At 69.8% G+C, this 24,129-nt stretch carries 27 protein-coding genes; 17 read left to right on the forward strand and 10 right to left on the reverse strand.

Annotated features, from left to right (window positions below):
- Nucleotides 1–12 precede the first annotated feature (12 nt).
- From BMW88_RS26025 to BMW88_RS26040, 4 genes are all read left to right on the forward strand, one after another.
- Nucleotides 13–582, forward strand: a complete 570-nt coding sequence (locus tag BMW88_RS26025) for a sigma-70 family RNA polymerase sigma factor (RefSeq protein ID WP_089955051.1) — start codon at nt 13–15, stop codon at nt 580–582.
- Complete coding sequence (locus BMW88_RS26030) at nt 579–1,316, forward strand: zf-HC2 domain-containing protein (protein WP_089955053.1); 738 nt, start codon at nt 579–581, stop codon at nt 1,314–1,316. Before BMW88_RS26025 ends, BMW88_RS26030 begins: the two co-directional genes overlap by 4 nt.
- Before the next feature lie 85 nt (nt 1,317–1,401).
- Complete coding sequence (locus BMW88_RS26035; RefSeq protein ID WP_089955056.1) at nt 1,402–1,803, forward strand: hypothetical protein; 402 nt, start codon at nt 1,402–1,404, stop codon at nt 1,801–1,803.
- Complete coding sequence (locus BMW88_RS26040; RefSeq protein WP_089955059.1) at nt 1,804–2,274, forward strand: YkvA family protein; 471 nt, start codon at nt 1,804–1,806, stop codon at nt 2,272–2,274. It begins immediately after the preceding gene.
- On the opposite strand, the gene BMW88_RS26045 is transcribed toward BMW88_RS26040, so the two are convergent.
- On the reverse strand, nt 2,209–2,694 hold the full coding sequence (locus tag BMW88_RS26045; RefSeq protein WP_218148224.1) for a GNAT family N-acetyltransferase: 486 nt from the start codon (nt 2,692–2,694) through the stop codon (nt 2,209–2,211). The two genes, BMW88_RS26040 and BMW88_RS26045, sit on opposite strands and share 66 nt — an antisense overlap.
- Before the next feature lie 65 nt (nt 2,695–2,759).
- Between BMW88_RS26045 and BMW88_RS26050 the strand changes: the two genes are divergently transcribed.
- Genes BMW88_RS26050 through BMW88_RS26060 form a run of 3 tightly spaced genes read left to right on the forward strand, consistent with a single transcriptional unit; the run spans nt 2,760 to nt 5,855 of the window.
- Complete coding sequence (locus BMW88_RS26050) at nt 2,760–3,905, forward strand: PP2C family protein-serine/threonine phosphatase (protein ID WP_245778054.1); 1,146 nt, start codon at nt 2,760–2,762, stop codon at nt 3,903–3,905.
- Entirely contained in the window at nt 3,902–5,422 is a 1,521-nt protein-coding gene (locus tag BMW88_RS26055; RefSeq protein ID WP_245778055.1) for a sensor histidine kinase, read from the forward strand. Before BMW88_RS26050 ends, BMW88_RS26055 begins: the two co-directional genes overlap by 4 nt.
- Nucleotides 5,415–5,855, forward strand: a complete 441-nt coding sequence (locus BMW88_RS26060) for a response regulator (RefSeq protein ID WP_089955066.1) — start codon at nt 5,415–5,417, stop codon at nt 5,853–5,855. The genes BMW88_RS26055 and BMW88_RS26060 overlap by 8 nt, the downstream gene beginning before the upstream one ends.
- Here the strand turns inward: BMW88_RS26060 and BMW88_RS26065 are convergent.
- The 4 genes from BMW88_RS26065 to BMW88_RS26080 form a co-directional block, all read right to left on the reverse strand.
- Nucleotides 5,830–6,285: a ClpX C4-type zinc finger protein gene (locus BMW88_RS26065; RefSeq protein ID WP_089955068.1), complete on the reverse strand. Its 456-nt coding sequence runs from the start codon at nt 6,283–6,285 to the stop codon at nt 5,830–5,832. The two genes, BMW88_RS26060 and BMW88_RS26065, sit on opposite strands and share 26 nt — an antisense overlap.
- A gap of 196 nt (nt 6,286–6,481) precedes the next feature.
- On the reverse strand, nt 6,482–7,207 hold the full coding sequence (locus BMW88_RS26070; RefSeq protein WP_245778056.1) for a lysophospholipid acyltransferase family protein: 726 nt from the start codon (nt 7,205–7,207) through the stop codon (nt 6,482–6,484).
- Nucleotides 7,204–8,193: an MBL fold metallo-hydrolase gene (locus BMW88_RS26075; RefSeq protein ID WP_089955070.1), complete on the reverse strand. Its 990-nt coding sequence runs from the start codon at nt 8,191–8,193 to the stop codon at nt 7,204–7,206. The genes BMW88_RS26070 and BMW88_RS26075 overlap by 4 nt, the downstream gene beginning before the upstream one ends.
- Nucleotides 8,194–8,229: 36 nt before the next feature.
- The gene (locus BMW88_RS26080) at nt 8,230–8,499 is read right to left on the reverse strand and encodes a GNAT family N-acetyltransferase (protein ID WP_089955072.1); all 270 of its coding nucleotides are present in this window, start codon (nt 8,497–8,499) and stop codon (nt 8,230–8,232) included.
- 39 nt (nt 8,500–8,538) lie between these two features.
- Here BMW88_RS26080 and BMW88_RS26085 point away from each other — a divergent pair, with 39 nt between their 5' ends.
- The 5 genes from BMW88_RS26085 (at nt 8,539) to BMW88_RS41130 (ending at nt 13,730) form a co-directional block, all read left to right on the forward strand.
- Nucleotides 8,539–9,516 (forward strand): LLM class flavin-dependent oxidoreductase, encoded by a 978-nt coding sequence (locus BMW88_RS26085; protein WP_177221321.1) that lies wholly within the window; start codon nt 8,539–8,541, stop codon nt 9,514–9,516.
- A gap of 46 nt (nt 9,517–9,562) precedes the next feature.
- Nucleotides 9,563–10,009 (forward strand): hypothetical protein, encoded by a 447-nt coding sequence (locus BMW88_RS26090; protein ID WP_089955078.1) that lies wholly within the window; start codon nt 9,563–9,565, stop codon nt 10,007–10,009.
- A 262-nt stretch (nt 10,010–10,271) separates the two neighbouring features.
- Nucleotides 10,272–11,027 (forward strand): ABC transporter ATP-binding protein, encoded by a 756-nt coding sequence (locus tag BMW88_RS26095; protein WP_089955080.1) that lies wholly within the window; start codon nt 10,272–10,274, stop codon nt 11,025–11,027.
- A complete protein-coding gene (locus BMW88_RS26100) occupies nt 11,020–13,539 on the forward strand; it encodes an ABC transporter permease (RefSeq protein ID WP_089955323.1) in 2,520 nt (839 codons plus the stop codon). Before BMW88_RS26095 ends, BMW88_RS26100 begins: the two co-directional genes overlap by 8 nt.
- The gene (locus BMW88_RS41130; protein ID WP_143116245.1) at nt 13,536–13,730 is read left to right on the forward strand and encodes a hypothetical protein; all 195 of its coding nucleotides are present in this window, start codon (nt 13,536–13,538) and stop codon (nt 13,728–13,730) included. Before BMW88_RS26100 ends, BMW88_RS41130 begins: the two co-directional genes overlap by 4 nt.
- Before the next feature lie 52 nt (nt 13,731–13,782).
- Here the strand turns inward: BMW88_RS41130 and BMW88_RS26105 are convergent, their stop codons facing one another.
- Nucleotides 13,783–14,622 (reverse strand): dienelactone hydrolase family protein, encoded by an 840-nt coding sequence (locus BMW88_RS26105; RefSeq protein ID WP_089955083.1) that lies wholly within the window; start codon nt 14,620–14,622, stop codon nt 13,783–13,785.
- A gap of 241 nt (nt 14,623–14,863) precedes the next feature.
- On the opposite strand from BMW88_RS26105, the gene BMW88_RS26110 reads away from it, so the two are divergent.
- Nucleotides 14,864–16,786: an endo-beta-N-acetylglucosaminidase gene (locus BMW88_RS26110; RefSeq protein ID WP_177221323.1), complete on the forward strand. Its 1,923-nt coding sequence runs from the start codon at nt 14,864–14,866 to the stop codon at nt 16,784–16,786.
- Here the strand turns inward: BMW88_RS26110 and BMW88_RS26115 are convergent.
- Nucleotides 16,770–18,473 (reverse strand): discoidin domain-containing protein, encoded by a 1,704-nt coding sequence (locus BMW88_RS26115; protein WP_089955088.1) that lies wholly within the window; start codon nt 18,471–18,473, stop codon nt 16,770–16,772. The two genes, BMW88_RS26110 and BMW88_RS26115, sit on opposite strands and share 17 nt — an antisense overlap.
- A 213-nt stretch (nt 18,474–18,686) precedes the next feature.
- Here BMW88_RS26115 and BMW88_RS26120 point away from each other — a divergent pair, with 213 nt between their 5' ends.
- From BMW88_RS26120 to BMW88_RS26130, 3 genes are all read left to right on the forward strand, one after another.
- Complete coding sequence (locus BMW88_RS26120; RefSeq protein ID WP_089955092.1) at nt 18,687–19,523, forward strand: DUF1996 domain-containing protein; 837 nt, start codon at nt 18,687–18,689, stop codon at nt 19,521–19,523.
- Between the two features lie 128 nt (nt 19,524–19,651).
- A complete protein-coding gene (locus BMW88_RS26125; protein WP_089955093.1) occupies nt 19,652–19,999 on the forward strand; it encodes a hypothetical protein in 348 nt (115 codons plus the stop codon).
- Nucleotides 20,000–20,004: 5 nt separating this feature from the next.
- Complete coding sequence (locus tag BMW88_RS26130; RefSeq protein ID WP_245778057.1) at nt 20,005–20,976, forward strand: LacI family DNA-binding transcriptional regulator; 972 nt, start codon at nt 20,005–20,007, stop codon at nt 20,974–20,976.
- Nucleotides 20,977–21,026: 50 nt separating this feature from the next.
- On the opposite strand, the gene BMW88_RS26135 is transcribed toward BMW88_RS26130, so the two are convergent.
- On the reverse strand, nt 21,027–21,392 hold the full coding sequence (locus BMW88_RS26135) for a GntR family transcriptional regulator (RefSeq protein ID WP_089955099.1): 366 nt from the start codon (nt 21,390–21,392) through the stop codon (nt 21,027–21,029).
- A 64-nt stretch (nt 21,393–21,456) separates the two neighbouring features.
- Between BMW88_RS26135 and BMW88_RS26140 the strand changes: the two genes are divergently transcribed.
- A complete protein-coding gene (locus BMW88_RS26140; protein ID WP_089955100.1) occupies nt 21,457–22,275 on the forward strand; it encodes a DMT family protein in 819 nt (272 codons plus the stop codon).
- 127 nt (nt 22,276–22,402) lie between these two features.
- Here BMW88_RS26140 and BMW88_RS26145 read toward each other — a convergent pair whose 3' ends face one another.
- Together BMW88_RS26145 and BMW88_RS26150 are read right to left on the reverse strand one after the other, a co-directional pair.
- Nucleotides 22,403–22,597 (reverse strand): MbtH family protein, encoded by a 195-nt coding sequence (locus BMW88_RS26145; RefSeq protein ID WP_089955102.1) that lies wholly within the window; start codon nt 22,595–22,597, stop codon nt 22,403–22,405.
- Between the two features lie 21 nt (nt 22,598–22,618).
- A complete protein-coding gene (locus BMW88_RS26150) occupies nt 22,619–23,872 on the reverse strand; it encodes a lysine N(6)-hydroxylase/L-ornithine N(5)-oxygenase family protein (protein WP_089955104.1) in 1,254 nt (417 codons plus the stop codon).
- Between the last annotated feature and the right edge of the window lie 257 nt (nt 23,873–24,129).

A 24,129-nucleotide genomic window follows, 5' to 3' on the forward strand; every position in this document is an offset into this window, starting at 1 on the left:
GATAGGGCAAGGATGTCCCCCGTGGCGCGGCATAGACGTCAACGTGAGTTAGACGAGCAATCACCAAGACCGGGATCTCTCGAGGAAGAGTTGATCCGTCGGCTGTACGAGGAATTCGGGAGTGCCCTGCTGGGACACTGCATGAGGTTGACGGGCCACGATCGACAGTGGGCCGAGGACATCGTGCAGGAGACCCTGGTCAGGGCATGGCGCAACGCCGAGAAGCTCGAGCGTGACCCCGTGCTCCTGCGGTCGTGGTTGTTCACGGTGGCAAGGCGGTTGGTCATCGACGACAGGCGCAAGAAGAGCGTCCGTCCGCAGGAGTTCGAACTGACCCCTTCGGACGAGTCGCCCTCCGGCAGTGAAGAGGACCGCACCCTCGCGGCGATCGTCGTGGCGGAGGCGATGAACGGTCTCTCGGAGGAGCACAGGGAGGCTATTCTCGAGACGTACCTGCGGGATCGCACCGTCGGTGAGGCCGCGGCGGCACTCGGTGTGCCACCGGGAACGGTCAAGTCCAGGGTGTACTACGCGCTCCGTGCGCTGCGGCGTGCGTTGCACGATCGGGGAGAGACGCGGTGACAACGGCACCAGATCACCTCGACGTCGCCGCCTACGTGCTCGGCATCCTCGATGCCGATGAGGTGGAGGCGTTCGAGAACCACCTGACCGAATGTCGGCGGTGCGCTCTTGACCTGCGCGACTTCGCGGTGGTGCCGGACCTCATCGACGAGGCCGACGCGGGCGGGATGCTGCGCGGAACGGCTCCGGAACGCCCGGACGGCAAGTCGGTGCGCGTGATGCTCGACGCCGTCGCGGCCCGCAGGAAGCGCAGGCGCTGGTTCGTCGCCCAGGGTGTCGCGGCCGCCGCCGCCGGCATCGTGGCGGTGACGGCCGTCGTCACGTCGCTGGTCGTGCGCGGCGGCGACGACAGCTCGAACCAGGCCGGTGGCACCACCACGACGACGTCGCAGACGCGGGTGGCGAACAACTCCCCCGACGCGTCGATGAAGGTGCAGCGGCAGGACCCGAACAGCGGTGTCTCGACGAAGATCACCGCCTCCGACGAGCCGTGGGGGACCTCGATGGACATCGAGGTCAGCGGCATGGCCGGCCCCAGCAGGGGCGCGCTCGTCGCCGTCGGGCGCGCGGGCCGCGTCGCCCAGGTCACCTCCTGGTACGCGCCCGAACCGGTGGCGGGGGACTCGAAGACGATCCGCCTCGCGGCGAACGTGGCCATGCGCTGGCACGAGATCGCGACGTTCCGGATCGTCGACGAGAACGGCAAGACCCTGCTCGAAGTCGTGGCTTCCTGACCTCTCCCGGACACCTGACCACTGCCCCCGCCGGATCCGTGAGATCCTGTGGGGGCAGTTGTCGTTTTCCGGGGAGGCTGTCCACGTGGCGATAGGCCCGTCCGCGGTCGAGCGCTGGCTCGATCTGTCCACAGAGGAGCTGCGTGCTCAGGTCAAGCAGCTCGTGTCCGCCCGGCTACCGGGTGATCACGCGGTGTGGCAGGCGATCCGGCGTCATCCCGCGCTGGTCCCGCGCATCCGCGGTGTCCTCTCCGGACTCGCGGCGACCGCGGCCGGGAGCAAGGACGAGGCCATGCAGAAGGTCTGGATCTCCACCGCGCGCGCCGCGCTGGACCAGGCCACGCCGGCTCCGGTGAAGACCGCGCGCAGGCCCGTGGTGAAGGAGGCCGAGGAACCAGAGCCCGTCATCGAGCTCAGGCAGCCCGAACCGCAGCCGAAGCAGGCGCACAAGCCCGCCCCGACGATGCTCTTCCAGGAGCCGAGTTAGATGGTCGTCTTCGGATCGCTCATCTCCCTGTCCGGTCTGCTGATCCTGTTGCTGCGCACCGCGTCGCTGGGCGGGCTCAGCCCGGCCGTCGTCGGGTGGGTGATGATCCCGCTCGGCCTGGTGTTCGCGGTGCTGGGCGTCCTGCGCAACCGCCGCAAGCGCGCGCAGCAGGGCCCCGGCCCGGTCGGCAACCCGATCCAGCGGGCGAAGGCCCTGCCGCGGCTGTTCAAGGCCTGGCGGGGCGGCCGGTACCCGGAGCTGCCGCGCAGCCGGGTGGCACTGTGGGCGGTCGCGCTGGTGTACCTGGTGTCGCCGATCGACCTCGTGCCGGAGCTGCTGCCGGTGATCGGGGTGACCGACGACGCCGGTGTCGTGGTGTGGCTGCTCAGCAGCCTCTCCCTGGCTTCAGGCTCCTACCTGCGCTGGGAGAAGGACCATCGCGACCCTGGTCGCGGGATCGAGTCCCCGTGAGGCCTCCTCGCGGATGATCCCGGCGAGGCCCGGCGAGACGTCGGTGACGACCCGGAACCCGAGACGTTCGTAGTACGGCGCGTTCCAGGGCACGTCCCGGAACGTCGTCAACGTCACAGCTCGCCCGGTCCGGGCGACGTGCTCGATCAACGCCGCGCCGATCCCCCGGCGGGCACTGGACGGATGGACGCTGACCTGGTGGATGTGCGTGGCGCCGTCGACATCACCGACGGCGATGAAGGCGACAGGAACGCCTTCGGCGCCTATGGCGACCCAAACCTCGTGGTCAGCGAGGTCTTCCAGGGACATCGGGGCGTCGTCGGCGATCTCCGGCAGGCCGGCGTCGCGGAACGGTTCACCGGACGCGACTTCGATCTCCTGGAGGTACGGCAGTTCGGCTGGTTGGGCGAGACGGATCAACACGCCCACCATCCTGGTAGGTCGAAAGCGAGCGGCGCAGCCTGATGACGTTAAAGTCCGAGCTGATGCGAACGAAGACCGTGCGCGTCCTCCTGGTCGAGGACGACGATGGAGACGCAGTGCTCGTCGAGGCACTGCTCGAAGAGGCGAACGCGCCCTTCATCCTGTCGCGCGCGCACACGCTCGCGGAGGCGGAGGAGAAGCTCGCCGACGCCGAGTGCGTGCTGCTCGACCTCGGCCTGCCCGACTCCCAGGGCCTCGACGGCCTGCACCGGCTGCTGAAGAAGCCGAACGCGCCCGCGATCCTGGTGCTGACCGGCCTCGACGACGAGCGCGAGGGCATAGACGCCGTCGCGACCGGCGCGGAGGACTACCTGATCAAGGGCCAGGTGGACGGCGAGCTGCTGCTGCGCGGCGTCCGGTACGCGGTCGAACGCCGCCGCGCCGAGGACGCCCAGCGGCTGTTGCGCGAGGCCGAGCTGATCGCCGCCGAACGGGCCCGCCTCGAACGCGGCCTGCTGCCTCCCCCGCTGCTGCAGAACTCGGACGTGAACCTCGAGGTCCGCTACCAGCCGGGCGGCCAGCGGATGCTGCTCGGCGGCGACTTCTACGACGCGGTCGGCATGCCGGACGGCACCGTGCACGCGATCATCGGCGACGTCTGCGGCCACGGCCCGGACGAGGCCGCGCTGGGCGTCTGCCTGCGGATCGCGTGGCGCGCGCTGGTCCTCGCCGGCGAGCCGCCCGACAAGGTGCTGCGGACGCTCGACCAGGTGCTGGTCGCCGAACGGCACGGCGCCGGCATCTTCACCACGGCGTGCATGGTCACTGTGGCACCGGACCGCAGGTCCGCGCGCTACTTCCTGGCCGGGCACCCCGAGCCGCTGCTGATCGCCGGCGGCAGGCTCGTGGACCTGCCCCCGTCGAAGGTCGGGGTGCCGCTCGGCGTGCTGCCCGACTACGGGTGGACCGGCGTGGACGTGCAGCTTCCGTCCGGCTGGTCGCTCGCCTGCTACACGGACGGGCTGATCGAGGGCAGGGTGCCCGACGACACCGACCGGCTCGGGGTGGAACGCCTGTCCGAGATCCTGCACAAGCACCTGAGGAACGGCCCGGACTGGATGGACGCCGTCATCGCGGAGGTGACCGAGCTCAACGGCGGGGCGCTCGACGACGACGTGGCCCTCCTGTTGCTGAAGGACGGAAAGTGACGCTGCCGCAAAGGCTGCCGGCGAGCCGCCTGCTCGCCGCCATCGTGGTGATCCTGCTGGCCATGACGGCGGTGGCCATCGCGTCGACCGTCGTCGCGCTGGACGGGCTGGGCAACGCCCGTGCGCGGTCCATCGAGCAGGTCGAACCGGCAGGGCGCCTCGCGAAGGACCTGAACCGCGCCCTGCTGGACGAGGAGACCGGCCTGCGCGGCTTCGTCCTGACCGGCGAGGACGAGTTCCTCAAGCCGTACCTGGACGGGCGGGCGGCCGAGGTGGAGTCCGCGGAGCGCGTGCGGGACCTCGTCGGCGACGTCAACGGCCGGGTGAGCCGGATCGAGGACCTGGCGCGGCAGTGGCGCTCCCAGTACGCGGAGCCGACGATCGTGGGCATCCGCCTGTCCGGGCCCGTCATCTCCCCCACCCGGGACATCGACCGCGGCAAGGTGCTGTTCGACCAGCTCCGCGCCGAGGTCGCGGCGTTGCAGACCGACATCGGCCAGCTGAGCACGACCGCGCGCGCGGAGCTGGACCACGCGGCGAGCATCGTGCTGTGGCTGGTCATCGGCATGGGCGTGATGCTGGTGACGGTGATCGGCGGACTCTCGCTGCTGCTGCACCGGCTGCTGATCGGCCCCCTGTCGAACCTCGCCGAGCAGGTCAGGCAGGTCGCGAACGGCGAGTTCGAGCGGGAGATCGACGCCCACGGGCCGCTCGAGACGGTCATGCTCGGCGAGGACGTGAACGCGATGCGCCGCCGCATCGTGCACGAGCTCGCGACGCTCGACGCGGCGAAGACGGACCTGCAGCGGTCCAACTCCGAGCTGGAGCAGTTCGCCTACGTCGCCTCGCACGACCTGCAGGAGCCGCTGCGCAAGGTCGCCTCGTTCTGCCAGCTCCTGCAACGCCGCTACGGCGGGCAGCTCGACGAGCGCGCCGACCAGTACATCAGCTTCGCCGTGGACGGCTCGAAGCGCATGCAGGTCCTGATCAACGACCTCCTGGCGTTCTCCAGGGTCGGCCGCATCACCCGCGAGCAGACCGTCGTCGACCTGGACGAACTCGTGCGCCAGGTGCTGGACAGCTTCTCCGAGCGGATCGAGGAGACCGGCGCGAGCGTCGTCGTCGGCGAGCTGCCCTCCGTGCTGGGTGAGGCGTCCCTGCTCAGCGCGGTGTTCCAGAACCTGATCAGCAACGCGCTCAAGTTCAGGGGCCCGGACGACCCCGTCGTCACCATCGACGCGGTCCGCGACGGCGACATGTGGAAGTTCGCGGTGCACGACAACGGCATCGGGATCGAGCCGGAGTACGCTGACCGGATCTTCGTCATCTTCCAGCGCCTGCACCCGAAGGACGCCTATCCGGGCACGGGCATCGGACTGGCGATGTGCCGGAAGATCGTCGAGTACCACGGCGGCACCATCTGGCTGAAGACCGATGTGGACTCCGGCACGAGTTTCGAGTTCACCCTCCCCGTGGTACCTGAGAGCGTCGCACAAGCTGAGGAAGTACATGTCTGAGTCACCGCTGAGCGTGATCGACGTCCTGCTCGTCGAGGACGATCCGGGCGATGCCCTGATGACGCAGGAGGCGTTCGAGCACCACAAGATCCGTAACACCCTGCACGTGGTGAAGGACGGGGTGGAAGCGATCGAGTTCCTGCGCCGCGAGGGTCAGTACGAGAACGCGCCGAGGCCGGGGCTGATCCTGCTGGACCTCAACCTGCCCCGCAAGGACGGCCGCGAGGTGCTCAGTGAGGTCAAGAACGACCCCGAGCTGCGGTCGATCCCCGTGGTGGTGCTGACGACGTCGGAGGCGGAGGAGGACATCCTGCGCAGCTACAGCCTGCACGCCAACGCGTACGTCACGAAGCCCGTCGACTTCGACCGGTTCATCGAGGTGGTTCGCCAGATCGACGACTTCTTCGTCACCGTGGTGAAGCTGCCCCGGTAGGACCGGCCGCGGCGATGACGGCCGCGCTGAAGTCCAGGCACGACCGGCAGATCTCCGCTTCGGCGCCCCGGTGCACCGGCTTCGTCTCGCCGCAGAACGAGCAGTCGCCGACCTCGCCGACCCCGGCCTGGGTCACGCAGGTGTCGCAGATCAGCGCGGCGGGCCCGGCCATCAGCTTGCCGGTCTCGTCGGCCGCGCGTCCGCAGAACCAGCAGCGCTCGGTCCGCTTGGACTGCTCGACGATCTGGTGCACGCGCTGATGGCTCATCTTCAGCGCCTCGGCGATCTCGCGCATCGACCCGCCCGCGCGGTGCAGCCGCAGCACGGTGTGATGGTAGACGGCCTTGGCGATGTCGGCCTGGCTCTGGGCGGTGGCCGCGGCGGTCCCCGCCTTGCGGGCCGCCGCCAGCAGTTCCTCGTCGAGGGTCATGGCGTCTAGGCTAACTAGACGCGTCTAGGGTGACTAGACACTCCGGTGGGGACAGCGTGCGGGCATCAGTCCAGGCTTCGCACGATCAACGGGTCGTCGTCGGCCTGCACGACCCATTCCTGGGACTCTCTGGGGTCCGGGAGAACGGGCGCCCAGAGCCCATCCCCACCCGGCCGGATGGTTCCGTTCGGCGCAGTCATGCCCTCTGGCTACCCGTTCGCGCCGAACGTATACCGGACAGCATCGTCGTAATGGCGTCCATGACGCGCGAGGTGGCCTCCTCCAGCACCTCCGCCGTCATCTCCAGGTCGTAGAGGTCGGACAGGTCCACGGGCGCGCCCGCGACCACCTCGACCCTCTTGCGCGGCAGCAACCTCGGCAGGACCGCGCCCCTGGGCAGCAGGTCCTGGGTCCCCCACTCGGCCACGGGCACCACGGGAACGCGGCTCTCCAGCGCCATCCGCGCCACGCCGGACTTGCCCTTCATCGGCCAGTTGCCGGGGTCGTCGGTGAAGGTGCCCTCGGGGAACACCATCACGCACTCCCCCGCCCGCAGCGCCTCCACGGCGGGCCGGAGCGCCTCCGAGGCCTTCACCGTGCCGCGTTCCACCGGGATGTGCCCTCCGGAGCGCATGGCCCAGCCGAAGACGGGCGTGCGCCACAGAGCGGCTTTCGCGAGCACCCGCGGCACGCGGTTCGACATGAGCGCGAACACGACGGCCGCGACGGAGTCCGCGTTCGACAGGTGGTTGAACGCGAGGATCACGCCGCCGTCGCCGGGAACGTGGTGCCGGCCGCGCACGCGCAGCCTGACGAACAGCACGACGAACGGCCACAGCAGGTCGATCACCAGCGAGAACCAGAACCCCCTGCCTCGGCGGGGCATCTTCCAGGTCCAGGCGGCCAGTTGCAGCGAGTTCACGTCTGGTATTCGAGCACGCCGGCGTTGTCCGTCCGGGTCAGTTCGCCACGTTCGACGAGAACGTCGAGGTGAGCGGCGGTCTCACCGACGGCCAGCACCTGGTTGAACATGTCGAGGTCGTCGAACCGGCGCTGGCGGCGGGTCCAGCCGATCTTGCGGGCGGTCTCGAACGCGCTGCCGGCCACGGCCTCGAGGATCTCCTCCAGGCGCTGTTCGTGGTGCCCGAGCAGCTCGTCGACGCGGGCGTGGGAGCTGTCGGTCACGGGCCCGTGCGCGGGCAGGAGCTTGAGGTCCGGGAGTTCGCGCGTGAGCCTGAGCGAGGTCATGTAGTCGCCCAGCGGCAGCTCCGGGCGCAACGGCTCGAAGCCGATCGACGGGGTGATGTGCGGGAGCACGTGGTCACCGGAGAAGAGCACCTTCGCGGTGTGGTCGACGAAGACCACGTGGCCGCGGGTGTGGCCGGGCGTGGGGACGACCTCCAGCCTGCGGTGCTCCAGGTCGATCGTGGTCGCGGTGAGCCACTCGTCCGGCTCCTCGTAGTCGCGCAGGGCGTCGTCGCGGTTGACGTGGTGCATGATCTTGATCCACGTCTCCGCCAGCTCCGCCGCGCCCCACTTGCGCAGGTCGGCGACGTGCTGGTCGTCCTTCCCGTGCAGCAGGTGCGTCAGCGAGGGCTGTTCGCCGAGCCCGAGCCCGATCTTGCTGCCGAACGTCCGGCGCAGCGACACGGCCATCGTGAAGTGGTCGCGGTGGACGTGCGTGACGAGGAACCTGCGGATGTCGCCGAAGTCCTTGCCCAGCGTGCCGAGGGCGGCTTCGAGCTGGTCGCGGGCCTCGTCGAGCGCCCAGCCCGAGTCGACCATGACGAGGCCGTCGCCGTCGGAGATGGCGTAGACGTTGACCGCGCGCAGCCCGTCGTTCGGCAGCGGCAGCGGGATCCGGTGCACACCCGGTGCCACCTCGAACGCGCCCGGTTCACTCCACAACGCCCGCTCACCTCGTTTGTTCGCGTCCGCAACTGGCTACCGGATGGTAACCCGGTACTCCGGATGCTTGTCGACGTACTTCGCCACGAACGGGCAAGTCGGTGACACCTTCACCCCACGCGCCTGGGCGTCGTCGAGCGCGAACTTCGCGAGCCGCCCACCGAGGCCTTGGCCGGCGTAGGCGTCGTCGACCTCGGTGTGCACGAGGGCGACGACGTCACCGACGGTCCGGTACTCCAGGAACCCGGCGAGCGCGCCGTCGACGTGGACCTCGTAGCGGCTCTGCGCCTCGTTGTTGGTGACCATGTCAACCATCTTGCACCGGACGGATGGAAAATGGCGGCCATGGACGTCTACCTGCTGATCCTGGGCGACCACCTGCCCAACCCGTGCACGGGCGAGGAGGTGCCCCAGGCGGACCGGCTGCGGGCGATGGTCGAGCAGGCGGTGGTGGCCGAGGAGGCGGGGTTCGCCGGGGTCGCGATCGGCGAGCACCACTTCACCCGCTACATCGTGTCCGCCCCCGAGCTGCTGCTCGCGGCCGTGGCGGCCCGCACGTCCACGTTGAAGCTCTCCACCGGCGTGACCCTGCTCGCCCACCGCGACCCGGTGCTCGTGGCCGAGGCGCTCGCGACGCTGGACGTGCTGTCGAACGGCCGTGCCGAGCTGATCGTGGCGCGCGGCGTCGACCAGCAGACCGACGCGGCGTTCGGCGTGCAGCCGGGCGAGCTGCGGGCGCGGTTCGAGGAGCACCTGCGGTTGCTGCTGAAGCTGCTGGAGGAGCCGTCGGTGAGCTGGGACGGCCGGTTCCGCGGCCAGCTGAGCGGGGTGACGACGACACCGCGGCCGGTGCAGACGCCACGGCCGGCGGTGTGGATCGGTTCCGGGTCCGCGGTGTCGGCGGACCTGGGCGCCGAGCTGGAGATGCCGCTGATGCTGCCCTCCACGCTGCGGGACCCGTCGATCTACGCGGACGTCGTCCGGCGGTACCGCGAGCGGTTCCCCGGCGGGCGCGTCGGCGTGCCGAGCCACGTGTTCGTGGCACCGGAGAACGCGCGCGAACGGTGGCGGCCGCACCTCGCCGAGTACGCGCGGTTCGCCGACCCGTGGCGCGGTGACGGCGACATCGACGTCGACGCGATCATGGACGGCGCGGCGGTGTGCGGAACGCCGGACGAGGTCGCGCACCGGCTCAACGAGCTGGCCGCGCACCTGTCCATCGACACGCACCTGGTGATGGTGGACATCGGCGGCATGCCCCACGAGTCGGTCATCGAGACGATCCGCCTGTTCGGCGCCGAGGTGATCCCGAAACTTGTTTAACGCCGTGGCCGCCGGGGGTTAACACAGGTCCGCGAGAATCGTCGTCGTGGGCATCACCGTCATCGGCATCACGCACCCCGGTCACGCCGGGGCGCTCCCCGGCGGGACGACCGTGCTGGTGCTGGCCGATGACGGAACGCACGCCGACGAGTTCCTCGACACCGACTTCCGGGCGCACCAGCTCGTGGTGCGCGCACACGGGCGCGGGTCGGCGTTCTTCGCGGTGGCGGACAAAGCCCTCGAGTTGGGTGCGAGCCGGGTCCTCTTCGGCGACTTCCGGGATGGCGCTCCGGACCTCGCCACCGAGGAGGACCCGGTGCTCGTCCTCGACTCCCCCCGCCTCATCGCGTTCAACGCGTCCTTCGCCGGGCGCATGTGCGCCTGGCCACGCCCGGCGAGCGCCTACGGCGACGGACTCGACACGTGGCTCACCGGCAACGCCGCGAAGGCGGGGCTGCGCGTCGTGCAGCCCGCCTGCCCTGGAATCCATTGAGGACTGATCTTCCTCCGAACGCGACGAAAGTCGGCGCGCTTTGTTCTCCGAATGCCGAAGACACTGCCGCAGCGGTGTTTTACGGTTCTCCCGCGGCCATCCGCTGATGCGCACGCACCGGAGCTGAGAGTTCTCTCAGCGTGTCCGGCCTGGGGTGGGGGCACACTGGTTTCAGGGTTCTCTCAGGGGAGAACCTGACCCGGCGGTGCGGCGGCGTCGCGGAAGATGGTGCGCACAACGGACCACAGAGGGGAACTGACAGGTGAGCGCGTCCGAAGGTGTCGCGGCCAGAGCCGTCGACGTGTGGAAGTCCTACGGGTCCGGCGATGCCGCCGTGACCGCGCTCGCGGGGGTGAGCGTCGAGCTGGAGCGGTCCAGGTTCACGGCGATCATGGGCCCGTCGGGGTCCGGCAAGTCGACGTTGATGCACTGCCTCGCGGGTCTCGACGACGTCACGCGGGGCGAGGTGTGGATCGGTGACACGCTGGTCACCGGGTTGAAGGACCGCGGTCTCACCGAGCTGCGGCGCGACAAGGTGGGGTTCATCTTCCAGCAGTTCAACCTGTTGCCGACGCTGACGGCGGAGGAGAACATCACGCTGCCGCTCGCCATCGGCGGCAAGAAGGTCGACAAGGCGTGGTTCGACGTCGTCATCGACACGGTGGGCCTGCGGGACAGGCTGACCCACCGGCCCACGCAGCTCTCGGGCGGCCAGCAGCAGCGCGTGGCGTGCGCGCGTGCTCTGGTGTCCCGGCCCGACGTCGTGTTCGCGGACGAGCCGACCGGCAACCTGGACTCGCAGTCCGGCGCCGAGGTGCTGGGGTTCCTGCAGCGGTCCGCCCGTGAGTTCGGGCAGACGATCGTGATGGTCACGCACGACCCCAACGCCGCGTCGTACGCCGACCGCGTCATCTTCCTCAAGGACGGTCACATCGTCCGCGAACTGCTGTCGCCGTCCGCGGAGGAGGTCCTCGAGACGATGAAGCACCTCGACGATGTCGCGGTGCCGCATGCTTAAGGCGACCCTCAAGAGCCTGCTCTCGCGCAAGCTCCGGCTGGTGCTGTCCGCTCTGGCGGTGGTGCTGGGCGTGATGTTCGTGTCCGGTTCGTTCGTGCTGACCGACACGCTCCAGCGGTCGTTCACCGACCTGTTCTCGTCGGCCTTCGCCAACGTGGACGTCTCGGTGTCGCCGAAGAAGGAGAAGGGCAAGCAGCCCGAACCCCTGACGCCTGCGGACATCTCCGAGGTGAAGGCGGTGCCGGGCGTGGCGTCGGCCGTCGGCGAGGTGGAGGGCTCCGCGCGACCGATCGGCAAGAACGGCAAGGTCATCACCACCTCGGGCTCGCCGCGGTTCGGCTTCAACTGGACGGGCGGCGGCCAGGAGAAGATCCGGGAGGGCAGGGCTCCGCAGGCCGAGGACGAGGTGGTCGTCGGCGGCTACCTCGCGTCCACCGGCGGTTTCCGGGTGGGCGACGACATCGCGCTGCTCACGCTGGAGCCGAAGAAGACCTTCAAGATCACCGGTGTCTACGAGTACGCGGGCGGCCGCGACTCGCTCGGCGGCGAGCTGTCGGTGGCGTTCACCGAGCCGGTGGCGCAGCAGTTGCTGCTGGGCAAGAAGGACGTCTACTCGTCCATCACTGTGACGGCGGCGAACGGTCAGTCGGACGAAGCCCTGCGCGATTCCGTCGCGGCCGCGCTGGGTTCCGGTTACGAGGTGAAGACCGGCGAGACGCTCGCGAAGGAGCAGGCCGACCAGATCAACGAGGGCCTGAAGTTCTTCAACTACGTGCTGCTCGGGTTCGCCGGCATCGCGTTGTTCGTCGGCATCTTCATCATCCTCAACACGTTCTCCATCATCGTCGCCCAGCGCACGCGTGAGCTCGCGCTGCTGCGGTCGATGGGCGCCTCCCGCGGCCAGGTCATCGGGTCCGTGGTGCTGGAGGCGCTGGTGATCGGCCTGATCGCGTCGGTCGTCGGTCTCGGCGCGGGGATCGGCGTCGGCGCGCTGCTGGCGACGATCTTCAGCTCGGTCGGCGGCACGAGCCTGCAGCTCGCGGGCATCGGCGTGCCGATGTCGGCGGTGATCTCGTCGTTCGCGGTCGGCATGGTCGTCACCGTGGTCGCGGCCGTCATGCCGGCCCTGCGGGCGTCGCGGATCGCGCCGGTCGCGGCGATGCGCGAGGCGGCCACGCCGGACCGGCCGCTGACGAAGATCACGATCATCGGCGCCCTGGTGGCCGCCGCCGGCGGCACCGCACTGGGCTTCGGCTTCAACTCCGCCTCGCTGCCGCTGGTCTTCGGCGGCATCCTCGTGGCGTTCGTCGGTGTCGCGCTGCTGACCCCGGTGCTGTCCAAGCCGATGGTGTCGCTGATCGGCCGGTTGCTGTCGTGGTCGATGCCGGGCCTGCTGGGCCGCAGGAACTCCGCCCGCAACCCGCGCAGGACCGCGATCACCGCGGCCGCGCTGATGGTCGGCATCTCACTGATCACCGGCGTGAGCGTGGTGCTGACGTCGGCGACCAAGTCGATCGAGAAGCTGGCCGCCGGTCAGCTGCAGACCGACCTGATCATCTCCGGCGAAGGCCAGGTGGAGGGCTCGCCCGCGACGTTCAAGCGGGAGGTGCTCGCCGAGGTCGAGAAGACCGACGGCGTCAGCTCGGCGTTCGGCTGGGCCTCCGACGGCGTGCTGCAGGGCGACGACCAGATGTTCGCGGTCGCCGTCACCGACGTGCCGGCGATGAGGACGATGTTCGCCCTCAAGCCGAAGTCCGGCGACATCGCGCCGCTGCGGGACGACCAGGTGGCGCTGCCGGAGGACCTCGCGGCCGAGAAGGGCTGGTCGGTCGGCAGCACGCTGACCCTGCAGCTCGCCAAGGGCGAGCCCCGCACGTTCACGGTCAGGTTCATCTGGGCCAAGACGCAGGTGCTGCAGGGCGCGCTCGTGCTGCCGGAGTCCGCGAGCAGCGGCTTCCGCTCCGACCGGATCGGCCAGGCCTTCGCGCAGGTGCGGCCGGGCGTGCCGGTGGCGGACGTGCAGAAGCGCGTCGAACCGCTGTTCGCGGACAACCCGGAGATCACCGTGCAGGACCGCAGCGCGTTCGTGAAGCAGACGACCTCGCAGTTCGACACGGTCCTGCTGATGATCCAGATCCTGCTGGCGCTGGCCATCCTGATCGCGGTCCTCGGCGTCATCAACACCCTGGCGCTGTCGGTGATCGAGCGGACCCGGGAGCTGGGCCTGCTGCGGGCCATCGGCATGCGGCGCAGCCAGGTGATGCGGATGATCACCGTCGAGTCGGTGGTGATCTCGGTGTTCGGCGCGGTGCTCGGTCTCGCGGTCGGCCTCGCGCTGGGCGTCGCCACCGTGCAGGCGCTCAAGGACCAGGGCATCTCGGAGCTCGGGTTCCCCTGGGTCACCATGGCCCAGTACCTGGTGGTGGCCGCGTTCGTCGGCGTGGTCGCGGCGATCCTGCCCGCGATCCGCGCCGCGCGCCTCAACGTGCTGGACGCGATCGCCTACGAATGAGGTTCCCCGAGGGGAACTGGACCACGCTGAGCAAGCGGGGCCGCCGACCGCCTCCCGGGCGGTTGGCGGCCCCGCTTCGCGAGTACGGCGCGTATTTCTTCGAGCGCCTCACCTCCCCCACGTCAGCGACGACGTTCGACGCCGGAGCGCTCGGCGCCACACCGGAGGAGGTGCGCGAGGTCCTCGGGTGACCACCAGGTGCTGTGCCAGGCCGTCGCGCGCTGGCACAGCACCCTCAGGTCGTCAGGCGTGCGGGCAGGTGTCCCGGTACGCCGAGATGAGCGTGTTCGGTGCGGGAGGCGGACACAGGAACTGGTCGTAGCGCAGGTCGTCGTCCACGAACCGCTTGAGCCACGACAGCGTGTACTTGCGCACGGTCACGTTGTCGCTGCGCGGGTCCGAGTGGTCGCCTCCGCGCAGCTCCAGGAACGCCTTGTCGGGCGCCGCCGTGATCGAGTTGTAGAACGGCGTGGAGTGCTGCGAGTTGGGGGCGGTGGGGTCGTTCTGGCCGCCGAGCACCAGGGTCGGGACCTGGACGGTGGACCAGTTCTTGGTGGTGTGCCAGCCGGCCATCGGGATCGAGGCCTGCAGGGCGGGCCGGGACGCGGAGGCGCGCAACGCCCCACCGCCACCCATGGAATGGCCCATCACGGCGAGCCGCGAGGCGTCGACGCGCGGGTTCGTGCGCACCACGTAGTCCAGCGCGGCCAGGAGCTGACGGCCTCGGCTGTCCGGGTCGTCGAGGCCGGACAGGGTGTTGATGGTGATCACCACGAACCCGTAGGACGCGAGCCGCGGGCCGAAGTGCGCGACGGACGTCTGGGTGGCGGTGAAGCCGGGTGAGACGGCGACCGCGCCGAAGGTGAGGTCGCTGGTCGGGGTGTAGACCGTGCCGCCGCCGAAGTTCGACTGGCGGGCGACGGCCGCGGACGTGACGGCGAAGGTGCCGCGGGAGGCTTCGACGGAGGCGGCCGTGGGTGCGGGGCCGCGTTCGTGGGGGTTGGCCGCCGCGGTGGCGACGGCCGGGGCGGTGGCAGGGATCAGCGCCAGGATGAGCGCCGCAAGCACTGTTTTGACGCGCACGACGAGTGACACCTCAATTGGTTGCAGGGGGTTACCAATTGCGACGGCGACCTCACGCTACCGTTCGGTAGCCAGGTGCGGGTTCGGCCACTCGGATGGTTGCCGAGACGTTTCGACGTTGTTCGACTGGGCGTCATCGAATTCGACCGGTTACCCAGCGCAGCAGTCCGGGACTTTGTCGTCCGGTCGGTCACCGCAGCGGCGGTATGCGGCGACTCGGATGGCGCACAAGGGTGATCACGTGCCCACTCGGAGACAGTTCCTCCTCCTGAGCTCCACGGCGGCCCTCACCGGCCTGCTGTCCGAGACTCCGGCGTCCGCGGCCGACATCGCTCAGCCGTACGCGTCCTACTGGCACCCGGCCACGATCCTCGACTGGGACCCGTCGACGGACCGGGACGCCAGGTACAACCGCAGCACCGTGCCGTTGGCGAGACGCGTCGTGCCGGCCCGGCCGGCCAACGGGCACGCGCGTTCCGGCGAGGCGCGGGTGCAGGCGCTGGTGGCGTACGCCCCGACGAGCGGCAACCCGGCACAGGGCTCGCTCGACATGCACTACTACGCCACGAACTACTGGCAGTACATCGATGAACTGGTGTTCTGGGGCGGTTCCGCCTCCGAGGGCCTGATCCTCGCGCCGAACCCGACCGTCACCGACGCCGCTCACCGCAACGGCGTGCGCGTGATCGGCAACGTCTTCCTCCCGCCCACGGCGTACGGCGGCCGGCTTCAGTGGGTCCGCGACTTCGTGCGGCGCGAGGGCGACAGGTTCCCCGTGGCGGACAAGATGGTCCAGGTCGCCCGGCACCACGGCTTCGACGGCTGGTTCCTCAACCAGGAGACCGCCGGCGGCGACGCCCGGCTCGCGAACGACATGCGCGACTTCGTCGTGTACCTGAAGAAGAGCGGACTGCGGGTCATCTGGTACGACGCGATGACCGACACCGGCAGCGTCTCGTGGCAGAACGCGCTGACCGCGCGGAACCGGATGTTCTTCGAGCAGTCCGACGAGATGTTCCTGAACTTCTGGTGGAGCGCGCAGGGGCTCGCGAGCTCGGCCGCCCTGGCGCGGCAGATGGGTCGCAGCCCGTACGACCTGGCGTCCGGTGTGGACGTCGAGTCCAACGGCTACAACACGAGCGTCGGGTGGGCGTCGGTGTTCCCCGAGGGCGCGCCGCACACGACCTCACTCGGCTTCTACCGTCCCGAGTGGACGTTCAAGTCGTCGGCGGGCCCCGCCGACTTCTACGCCAGGGACAACAGGTTCTGGGTCGGCCAGAACGGCGACCCGGCCGACACCACGACGACGGCGAGCTGGAAGGGCGTCGCGCACTACATCACCGAGCTGACGCCGATCACGTCGCTGCCCTTCGTCACGAACTTCAACACCGGTCACGGCAAGAAGTTCGCGGTCGGCGGCACCGTCCGGTCGGCCCTGGCGTGGAACAACCTGTCGTTGCAGGACGTGCTGCCGACGTGGCGGTGGAGCGTCACCGGCTCCGGCACGAAGGTCACGCCCTCGCTCGACTGGGACGACCCGTACGACGGCGGCACGGCGTTGAAGATCACCGGCACTCCCCAGTCCGCCAATGACGTCCGGCTGTTCGCGACATCGCTGAAGATCACCGGCGCGAGCCAGTTCGAGATCGTGCACCGCACCGGCACCGGTCCGTCGCGGTTGCAGGCGGTGCTGCGGTTCGGCACCACCGAGGCGGTGCTGGACCTCGGCGGCGTCAGCGGTGGGTGGCGGCGCAGCGCGTTCCCGCTCGCCGAGCACTCCGGCCAGACGCTCACCGAGATCTCCCTGCGGGTGCTGCCCGGCGGGGCCGTCACCGCGCTGATCGGCCGGATCGGCGTCACGAACCCGGTCCTGACCGCACCCGTGGCACCGGCGGACGTCCGGGTGGAGCAGGTGAGCCGCACCGGCACCGCGACGGTGTCGGCACGGCTCACCTGGACCCGTGCGCCGGGAGAGGTCCGGCAGTACCGCGTCTACAAAGCGGGCACCGAGCGGATCTTCCTCGGTGGCACGGCGAACGACGCGTACTTCGTGCCCGCGATCCCGCTGGCGAACGGCGAGACCGCGCAGATCGAGGTCGAGGCCGTCAGCGAGGCGTTCGACGTCTCGCCCCCGGCCCGGGTCTCGATCACTGGTACACCCTGACGTAGTCCAGCACCATGTCCTGCGGAAGCTGCGTCCCGGCCCCCGGCGGGCCGGGCCAGTCACCGCCCACCGCGTTGTTGATGATGATGAAGAACGGGTGGTCGAAGACCCAGGGCCCGCGGGTGGTCTCCAGCACGTTCCGGTCGACGGTGAAGAACCTGTTGCCGTCCACGCTGAACGTCATGTGGTTCGAGTCCCACTCGACCGCGAAGGTCCGGAACGCCGACGCCGCCGGCTGGCCGAGGTCGAGCGGCGACCCGTAGCCGCCCGCGCCGAAGTACTGGGGCGCGTGCAGCGTCGAGTAGACCCGGTTCGGCTCCTTGCCGACGTGCTCCATGATGTCGATCTCGCCGGTGTAGGGCCACGGCCTGCGCTGGTCGAAGAAGTCCGCGCCCAGCATCCAGAACGCCGGCCACAACCCCTGCGTCGACGACACCTTGATCCGCGCCTCGACCCGGCCGTAGGTGAAGGTGAACTTCCCGTACGTGTTCAGCCGTGCCGACGTGTACTGGCAGGTGGTGCTGCCGCTGACCGGGTCGACCGGGCACGCGCTGCCGGGCGTGACCTCCCGGCGTGCCTGCAGGACGAGGTTGCCGTTGCCGTCGTGCCGCGCGTTGTTGTTGTTCGTGTAGTACTGCAGCTCGTTGTTCACGCCCGGCCCGGTCTCCGCCTGCCACTTCGAGCCGTCCGGCCCGGTGCCGGCGGGGGCGTTGAACTCGTCGGACCACACCAGCCTGCCGGGGAACGACGGGTTCGGCGGCAGCGGCGGCGCGGGCGTCGGGTTGCCACCGGTGCCGTAGACCTGGAACTCCCACAGCGAGTAGCCGTAGCCGTTGGACCTGGCCGTGCCGAACATCCGCACGTACCGGCCGGTCCCGCTGACGGTCAGCGTCTCCTTGAACCCGCGGCCGCTCGTGGTCGAGTAGATCTGCCGCCAGTTCGCGTTGTCGTCGGAGACCTCCAGCCGGTAGGCGGTCGCGAAGGCCGGGTCCCACTGCAGGACGACCTTCGAGATCGTGGCCGGCGCGCCGAGGTCGACCGAGATCCAGCCGGGGTCGACCCAGCCGTTCGTCGGGCTGGTCGCCCAGCGGGTCGCGGGATCGCGGTCGAACGCTTTGGCCGGTGTGCACTGACCGCAGTTCGCGTCGTCCTGGAACGTCGACGCCGAGCCGGTCTTGCCGTACGAGAGCAGGGTTTCCGCGCCACCGGAGTCCCTGGTGCCGAACACCTGGAACTCCCACAGCGAGTAGCCGTACTGCGTGGCGCGCTGGGTCAGGTCGAGCCGGACGTACCGGCCGGTGCCCGCGACCGCGAGCGTCTCGGTCCCGCCGGGGCCGGAGGTCGTGCGGCGCAGCTCCTGCCAGGTGTTGCCGTCCTGGGAGATGCTGAGCGTGTACGCCCTGGCGCTCGCGGCCTCCCAGGCGAGCGTCACCTGGTCGACCCTGGCCGACGAGCCCAGGTCGATCTGGATCCACTGGGGGTCGCGGAACTCGCTGGACCAGCGGGTGCCCAGGTCACCGTCCACCGCGGCGGCCGCGGCGAACGCGGCGTTCTCACTGCTGGACGCGGTGACCGGGCGGTTCTGGGAGAGCAACGGGCCGGCGGCCTGCGCCGGCGTGATCGTGGCAGCGACGAGGGCCGCCGCGACGACGAGTGGGAGTCTTCCGCGTTGAAGCCTTCCTGACATGGGTGCTCCTGGGGCTGGAGAACAGGGCGACGATGCGAGAGAGCGCTCTCTGCGACAGGAGTTCAGAGCCGAGAGTCGGGGCACCGGGCGGCGGTGTCAAGAAAACCGGGACTTCTGAACGTTTCTTGCGGATTGACGCCCGATTACGACCTGCGCCATGCTCGAAGGGCGTGAGAGCGCTCTCCCAATCCTGCTGCGGAGAGGAATGCTTCAATGAAGAAGCCCCTGTTCCACCTGGCGACAATCCTCGCACTGGCCGCTGGAGTGCTGAGCATTCCCGTTGCGGCGCAAGCAGAACCGGTACGCGTTGCCGAGTTCCTCGCGGAGTGCCCGATCAGCCACCGGCTGCCGGACGACCCGATCGTCCTGCCGAACCTGCCCGGTGCCTCCCACTCGCACGACTTCTTCGGCAACCACTCGACGAACGCCCGCTCGACCCAGCAGACGCTGGAGGGACAGCGGGGCAACTGCAACCCGGCCGCGGACATCTCGTCGTACTGGGTGCCGACCCTGTACCGGGACAACACGGCGATCGCCCCGACCGGGGTCACGTTCTACTACCTCGGTGAGGGAGTGAACAACCCGGCGGCGATCCAGCCGACGCCGTACGGGCTGAAGATCGTGGCGGGCAACGCGAAGGCGACCGGTGACGCCGACAGCATCGCGCGGTGGTCCTGCCTGCACGCCGGGCACGTCGGCGCCTCCAAGAACTTCGTGCAGTGCCCGGCCGGCACGATGCTGGAGACCTACCTGGACTTCCCGCAGTGCTGGAACGGCCGCGACCTCGACTCGGCCGACCACAAGTCCCACATGTCCTACCCCGTCGCGGGTGGCTGCCCGTCGACCCACCCCGTCCCCGTGCCGAAGCTGCGCATGGTGCTCCGCTACCCGGTCAACGGTTCCACGGCCGGGCTCAGGCTGGCGTCGGGCACCGGGCAGACGATGCACGGCGACTTCTTCAACGTGTGGCCGCGCGCCGAGATGGAGCGCCGCGTCCGCAACTGCATCAACGTGGTGATCAAGTGCGATCACGCCGGCAACCACGGATGACAACGCTCCTGCTGGCAGGCCTTCTCGCGGCCTGCCAGCAGGCACCACCACACCCGCCACCACCCACGCCACCGCCGACGACGCAGTCGTCCGCCCAGAACGGTTACGGCGCAACGGAACGAGCTTTCGTGGAGCTGGCCATCGCCACCGACGAGCAGGCGCTCAAGCTGCTGCGGCTCACCGGTTCCGCCGAGCTCGTGGAGAACCGGAACGCGGAACTGGCCGCGCTCAGGGCGTTGCTCGACGCGCCGTACGTGAACCAGCACGCCGGGCACGACATGCCGGGCATGCCGACGGATGCGGAGATCCAGCTCGCGTCGACCAGCCAGGACGCGTTGCGCCAGTTCGTGCGCGCACACCTCACCGAGTCCCTCGAGGTCGTCCGCTCGGCGCGGACGGCGATCACCCACCCGCCCACCGCGGAGGTGGTGCGGCTGATGGAACGCCACCGCACGGCGGAACTGGCGGCCGGGTGAAGCGCGTGACACTGGAGGAGGTGGCCCGCGTGGCCGGCGTGTCGCGGGCGACGGCGTCGAGGGTCGTCAACGGCGCGTCGACCGTCGACGAGTCGCTCCGGCACGCCGTCGAGAAAGCCATCTCCAGCACGGGATACCTGCCGAACATCGCCGCGCGGTCGCTCGTCACGCGCAGGGCGGACGCGATCGGGCTCGTGCTGCCGGACGAGCGGCGCATGCTCGGCGACCCGCACCTCGCGAGCGTGGTCAGCGGTGTGACCCGCGTGGTCCGGCCGCTGGGCATCCAGCTCGTGCTGATGATGACCGGGCCCGGCACGCGCGAGCAGGCGCTGAGCGACCTGCGGTGCGGGCGGCTGGACGGCGTGATCCTCGTGCACACCGACCCGGCGGACCCGGTGCCGGGACGGCTGATCGCGGCCGGCTCGCCGGTCGTGCTGGCCGGCCGCCCGCTGGAGCCGATGCCGATCACGTACGTCGACGTGAACCAGACGGCGGGCGCCGCGCTCGCCGGGCGCCGACTGAAGGAGCTCGGCCGGCGGCGCATCGCCACGATCACCGGTCCGCAGGACACCCCCGCGGGCCAGGACCGGCTCCGGGGCTTCCTCGCCGAGGTGCCGGACGCGTGGGTCGTGCACGGCGACTTCACCCGGCAGTCCGGCGTGGCCGCGATGGAGCAGCTCATCGCGCTCTGCCCGGACGTCGACGGGGTCTTCATCGCCTCGGACCTCATGGCCAACGGCGCGATTCCCGTGCTGCACCGGCACGGCCGCAAGGTCCCCGACGACGTGGCGATCGTCGGGTTCGACGACAGCAGCGCCGCCCTGACGTGCGAGCCCGAGCTGACCACCGTCCGGCAGCCGATCGCCGACATGGCCGCGGAGATGGCGCGTCAGCTCCTGCGGCAGATCACCCAGCCCAGGGCGCCGGTGACGTCCGTGATCTTCGAGCCGTCCCTCGTGGTGCGCGACAGCGGCTGACGCGGCTCACGCCGAGCGGACCGTGATCCCGTTGCCGGACAACGAGAACCTCACACTTCTCCGTTCTCGTGCTGCTCGATGCGGCGGATGACGTCGGCGAGCGGGATGCCGATGGCACGCGCCTCCGCGACCATCGGGTCGACGACCTCGCCGAAGAAGGTCTTCCTGCCCCGTGCCCTCAGCACGTCGCGCGCCCGCGTGCTCACGAACATCCCGATGCCCCTCTTCTTGTAGAGCACCTGCTCGTCCACGAGCTGCTGGAAGGCCTTCGCCGCCGTGGCCGGGTTGATCCGGTAGCGGGCGGCGCACTGGTTCGTCGACATGACCCGCTCGTCCGCCTTCAACGCCCCGCTGAGCACGTCCGCCTTGATCCGCTCCGCGATCTGCCGGTAGATCGGGCTCCGGTCGTCGAACACGGCACACTTCCTCGGTTCGTTACTGATGTAATGAACCATAGCAGCGGCGGAGTACGATCGGCACGTGGTCGGGGTCGCGATCCTGTGCGCGGTGCTCGCCGCCGGGTGCAGCGCACTCGGCGCGCTGTGGCAGCACGCCGGCGTGCGGGAGATCCCGGAGCTGAAGCTCTCCTCGGCGCACCGCCTGGTCTCGTCACGCCGCTGGGTGCACGGCTTCCTGGTGCTGTTCGCGTGCGCGGTTCTCCAGGTCGTCGCGCTGGCGCTGGCCCCGGTCTCGGTGGTCGCGCCGCTGAACGCGCTGGCCATCCCGATCATCGCGGTGGCCAGGGCACGCCGGCCGACCGGCCTGCTCGCGGTGGCGGTGCTGGTCGCGACGGCCGGGATCGTGGCCTTCGTGTCCATCACCGCGGGCGAGGCGGTGCCGACCCAGGTCTCCCCGAAAGACGCGCTGCAGGCGGGCCAGCTGGTCGCCGCGGGCGTCCTGGTGTGCACGGTGTTCGCGACGTTCAGCACGGGCGTGCCGCGGGCGCTGGCGCTGGCCGTGGGCGCGGGTATCGCCTACGGCTTGGTCGCCGTGCTGGTCAGGGACGTCACGACGGCGCTGCCGTCGGTCGAGTGGGTGTCCCTCGGCGGGCTGGTCGTGGCGTTCCTCGCGGGGGCGTGGTTCATCCAGCTCGGCTACGCCGCGGGCCCGCCCGACCTGGTCGTGGCGGGCCAGACCGTCGTCAACCCGATCGTCGCGGCCTGGATCGGCATCGAGCTGCTCGGCGAGGGCACCGCGATGAGCGCGCTGACCCGGGCGGCCCTCGTGGTCAGCGCGATCGCCGCCGTCACGGGAACAGTCGTGCTGGCGCACTACTACCGCGCGAGGGTGAGCGCATGACCTTCGTCGTCACTACCGGCAGAAGCTCGCCCGTTGAACGTGCCGGGAGCCACGTACCGCGCCTACCGCGCGGGCGGGAACCCGACTCCCGGCCGCGCGGTGGGCGGGCGCACGTTCGAGGACTACCTCACCGGATGGAGGCCGGACGCAGATCCGTCCAGTTCTCCTCCACGTACGCCAGGCACGCCTCGCGGCTGTCCTCGCCGAAGACCTTGGTCCACCCCGCGGGCACCTCCGCGAACGTCGGCCACAGCGAGTGCTGCTGCTCTTCGTTGACGAGCACGAAGAACCGGCCCTGCGGGTCCTCGAACGGGTTGGTCATGACGGGTCCTTCCTCACGGAACTACTTGACTGCCTGAAGCTTCGACACCGGCTCGGCCGCCACCACCGGCCGCCGCAGGACCGAGTCGAGGATCTCGCCGACGCGCACCGCCGTGTTCGACAGCAGCGACGACGTGATGCCGTGCGTGTGCTCGGTACCGCCCTGGAGGTAGATCCCGCCGCGAACCGAGTCGTCGGTGACCACGCGGTAGTCCCGCGTCACCCGCAACCGCCCCAGCTCGTCGCGCTCGCAGCGCTCGGCGAGATCACCGAGCACCCGCAGCGGGTTGGCCGGCCGGTACCCGGTCGCGTACACGATCACGTCGGCGTCGACGGGCACCCGCCCACCGTCCGCGAGCGACTCGATCACGCACTTCCCGTCGGCGTTCACGTCGACGAGCCGGGACGTGTTGTGCAACGACAACCGCTGCCTGCCGAGGACCTTCTCCCGGTACACCCGCCGGTACAGCTCCTCGATGAGGTCCTGGTCGACCACACCGTAGTTGGTGTTGGCGTGGTACCCCATCAACCGCCGCTTGACCTCCTCCGGCGCACCGTAGAAGTCGTCCACCGCCGCGGGGTCGAAGATCCGGTTGGCGAACGCGCTGTCGTCGGCGGGGCTGTACCCGTACCGCGCGAAGACCCCGTGCACCTCGACCTCGGGGAACCGGTCGTGGAAGAAGGCCACCGCCTCGGCCGCACTCTGCCCGGCCCCGACCACGACGACGTGCCGGGGGTTGCACAACCCCTCCACGCGGTGCAGCAGGTCCTTGTTGTGCCAGATCCGCTCCCCGGGCTCGATCCCCACCGGCAGGTTCGCCTCCAGCCCGGTGGCCAGCACGAGGTTGCGAGCCCGGACCTTCCCCTCACCGGCGGTGAACTCGAACCCGTCCTCGTCGGCACGGACCTCCGACACCTCGGCCCCGTACGACACGTGGTGCGCGACCCGCTCCGCCGCCCACTCGAAGTAGTCGTGGAACTCCCTGCGCAGCGGGAAGAGGTTCTTGTGGTTGACGAAGTCGACGAGCCGCCCACGATCCCGCAGGTAGCACAGGAAGCTGAACGAACTGGTGGGGTTGCGCAGCGTGACGAGATCCTTGAGGAACGACACCTGCATGGTCGCGTCCTCGAGCAACATCCCCCGATGCCACCCGAACCGGGGCTGCCTCTCGAAGAACCGCGCCCGCACGGGCAGCGGATGCTCCTCCACGGCGATCGCGAGAGCGAGGTTGGACGGCCCGAAGCCGACTCCGGCCAGGTCTAACACCGGTTCCATCGCGATCCTCTCCTGGCACTCCCGAGCAGCGTAAAGTAACCCTAACTTAACTAAGGCATGCCTTAGCTAGTGCATTCGGACGTGATCTACGCCGCTGAAGCGGGAGAACGCCCGTACGCGAGCCCTTCACGAGCACCGCTCAGGTCACCCACACCCCCCATGACCGCTCAACAACCACCAGGACGGACCCCCACGGCCCCCTCATCTCACGCGAGGCCGAAGGCGAGCCGTCTTTCCCACACGGGGCGGGTGGCCCA

Origin of the sequence: Lentzea xinjiangensis (genome assembly GCF_900110955.1) — a bacterium.
Taxonomy (GTDB): Bacteria; Actinomycetota; Actinomycetes; order Mycobacteriales; family Pseudonocardiaceae; genus Lentzea; species Lentzea xinjiangensis.

Coding starts and splice junctions, on each gene's coding strand:
- BMW88_RS26025 (WP_089955051.1), top strand. CDS start 13: ATGTCCCCCGTGGCGCGGCATAGACGTCAACGTGAGTTAGACGAGCAA.
- BMW88_RS26040 (WP_089955059.1), top strand. CDS start 1,804: ATGGTCGTCTTCGGATCGCTCATCTCCCTGTCCGGTCTGCTGATCCTG.
- BMW88_RS26050 (WP_245778054.1), top strand. CDS start 2,760: ATGCGAACGAAGACCGTGCGCGTCCTCCTGGTCGAGGACGACGATGGA.
- BMW88_RS26060 (WP_089955066.1), top strand. CDS start 5,415: ATGTCTGAGTCACCGCTGAGCGTGATCGACGTCCTGCTCGTCGAGGAC.
- BMW88_RS26065 (WP_089955068.1), bottom strand. CDS start 6,285: ATGACCCTCGACGAGGAACTGCTGGCGGCGGCCCGCAAGGCGGGGACC.
- BMW88_RS26080 (WP_089955072.1), bottom strand. CDS start 8,499: ATGGTCACCAACAACGAGGCGCAGAGCCGCTACGAGGTCCACGTCGAC.
- BMW88_RS26085 (WP_177221321.1), top strand. CDS start 8,539: ATGGACGTCTACCTGCTGATCCTGGGCGACCACCTGCCCAACCCGTGC.
- BMW88_RS26100 (WP_089955323.1), top strand. CDS start 11,020: ATGCTTAAGGCGACCCTCAAGAGCCTGCTCTCGCGCAAGCTCCGGCTG.
- BMW88_RS41130 (WP_143116245.1), top strand. CDS start 13,536: ATGAGGTTCCCCGAGGGGAACTGGACCACGCTGAGCAAGCGGGGCCGC.
- BMW88_RS26115 (WP_089955088.1), bottom strand. CDS start 18,473: ATGTCAGGAAGGCTTCAACGCGGAAGACTCCCACTCGTCGTCGCGGCG.
- BMW88_RS26120 (WP_089955092.1), top strand. CDS start 18,687: ATGAAGAAGCCCCTGTTCCACCTGGCGACAATCCTCGCACTGGCCGCT.
- BMW88_RS26145 (WP_089955102.1), bottom strand. CDS start 22,597: ATGACCAACCCGTTCGAGGACCCGCAGGGCCGGTTCTTCGTGCTCGTC.
- BMW88_RS26150 (WP_089955104.1), bottom strand. CDS start 23,872: ATGGAACCGGTGTTAGACCTGGCCGGAGTCGGCTTCGGGCCGTCCAAC.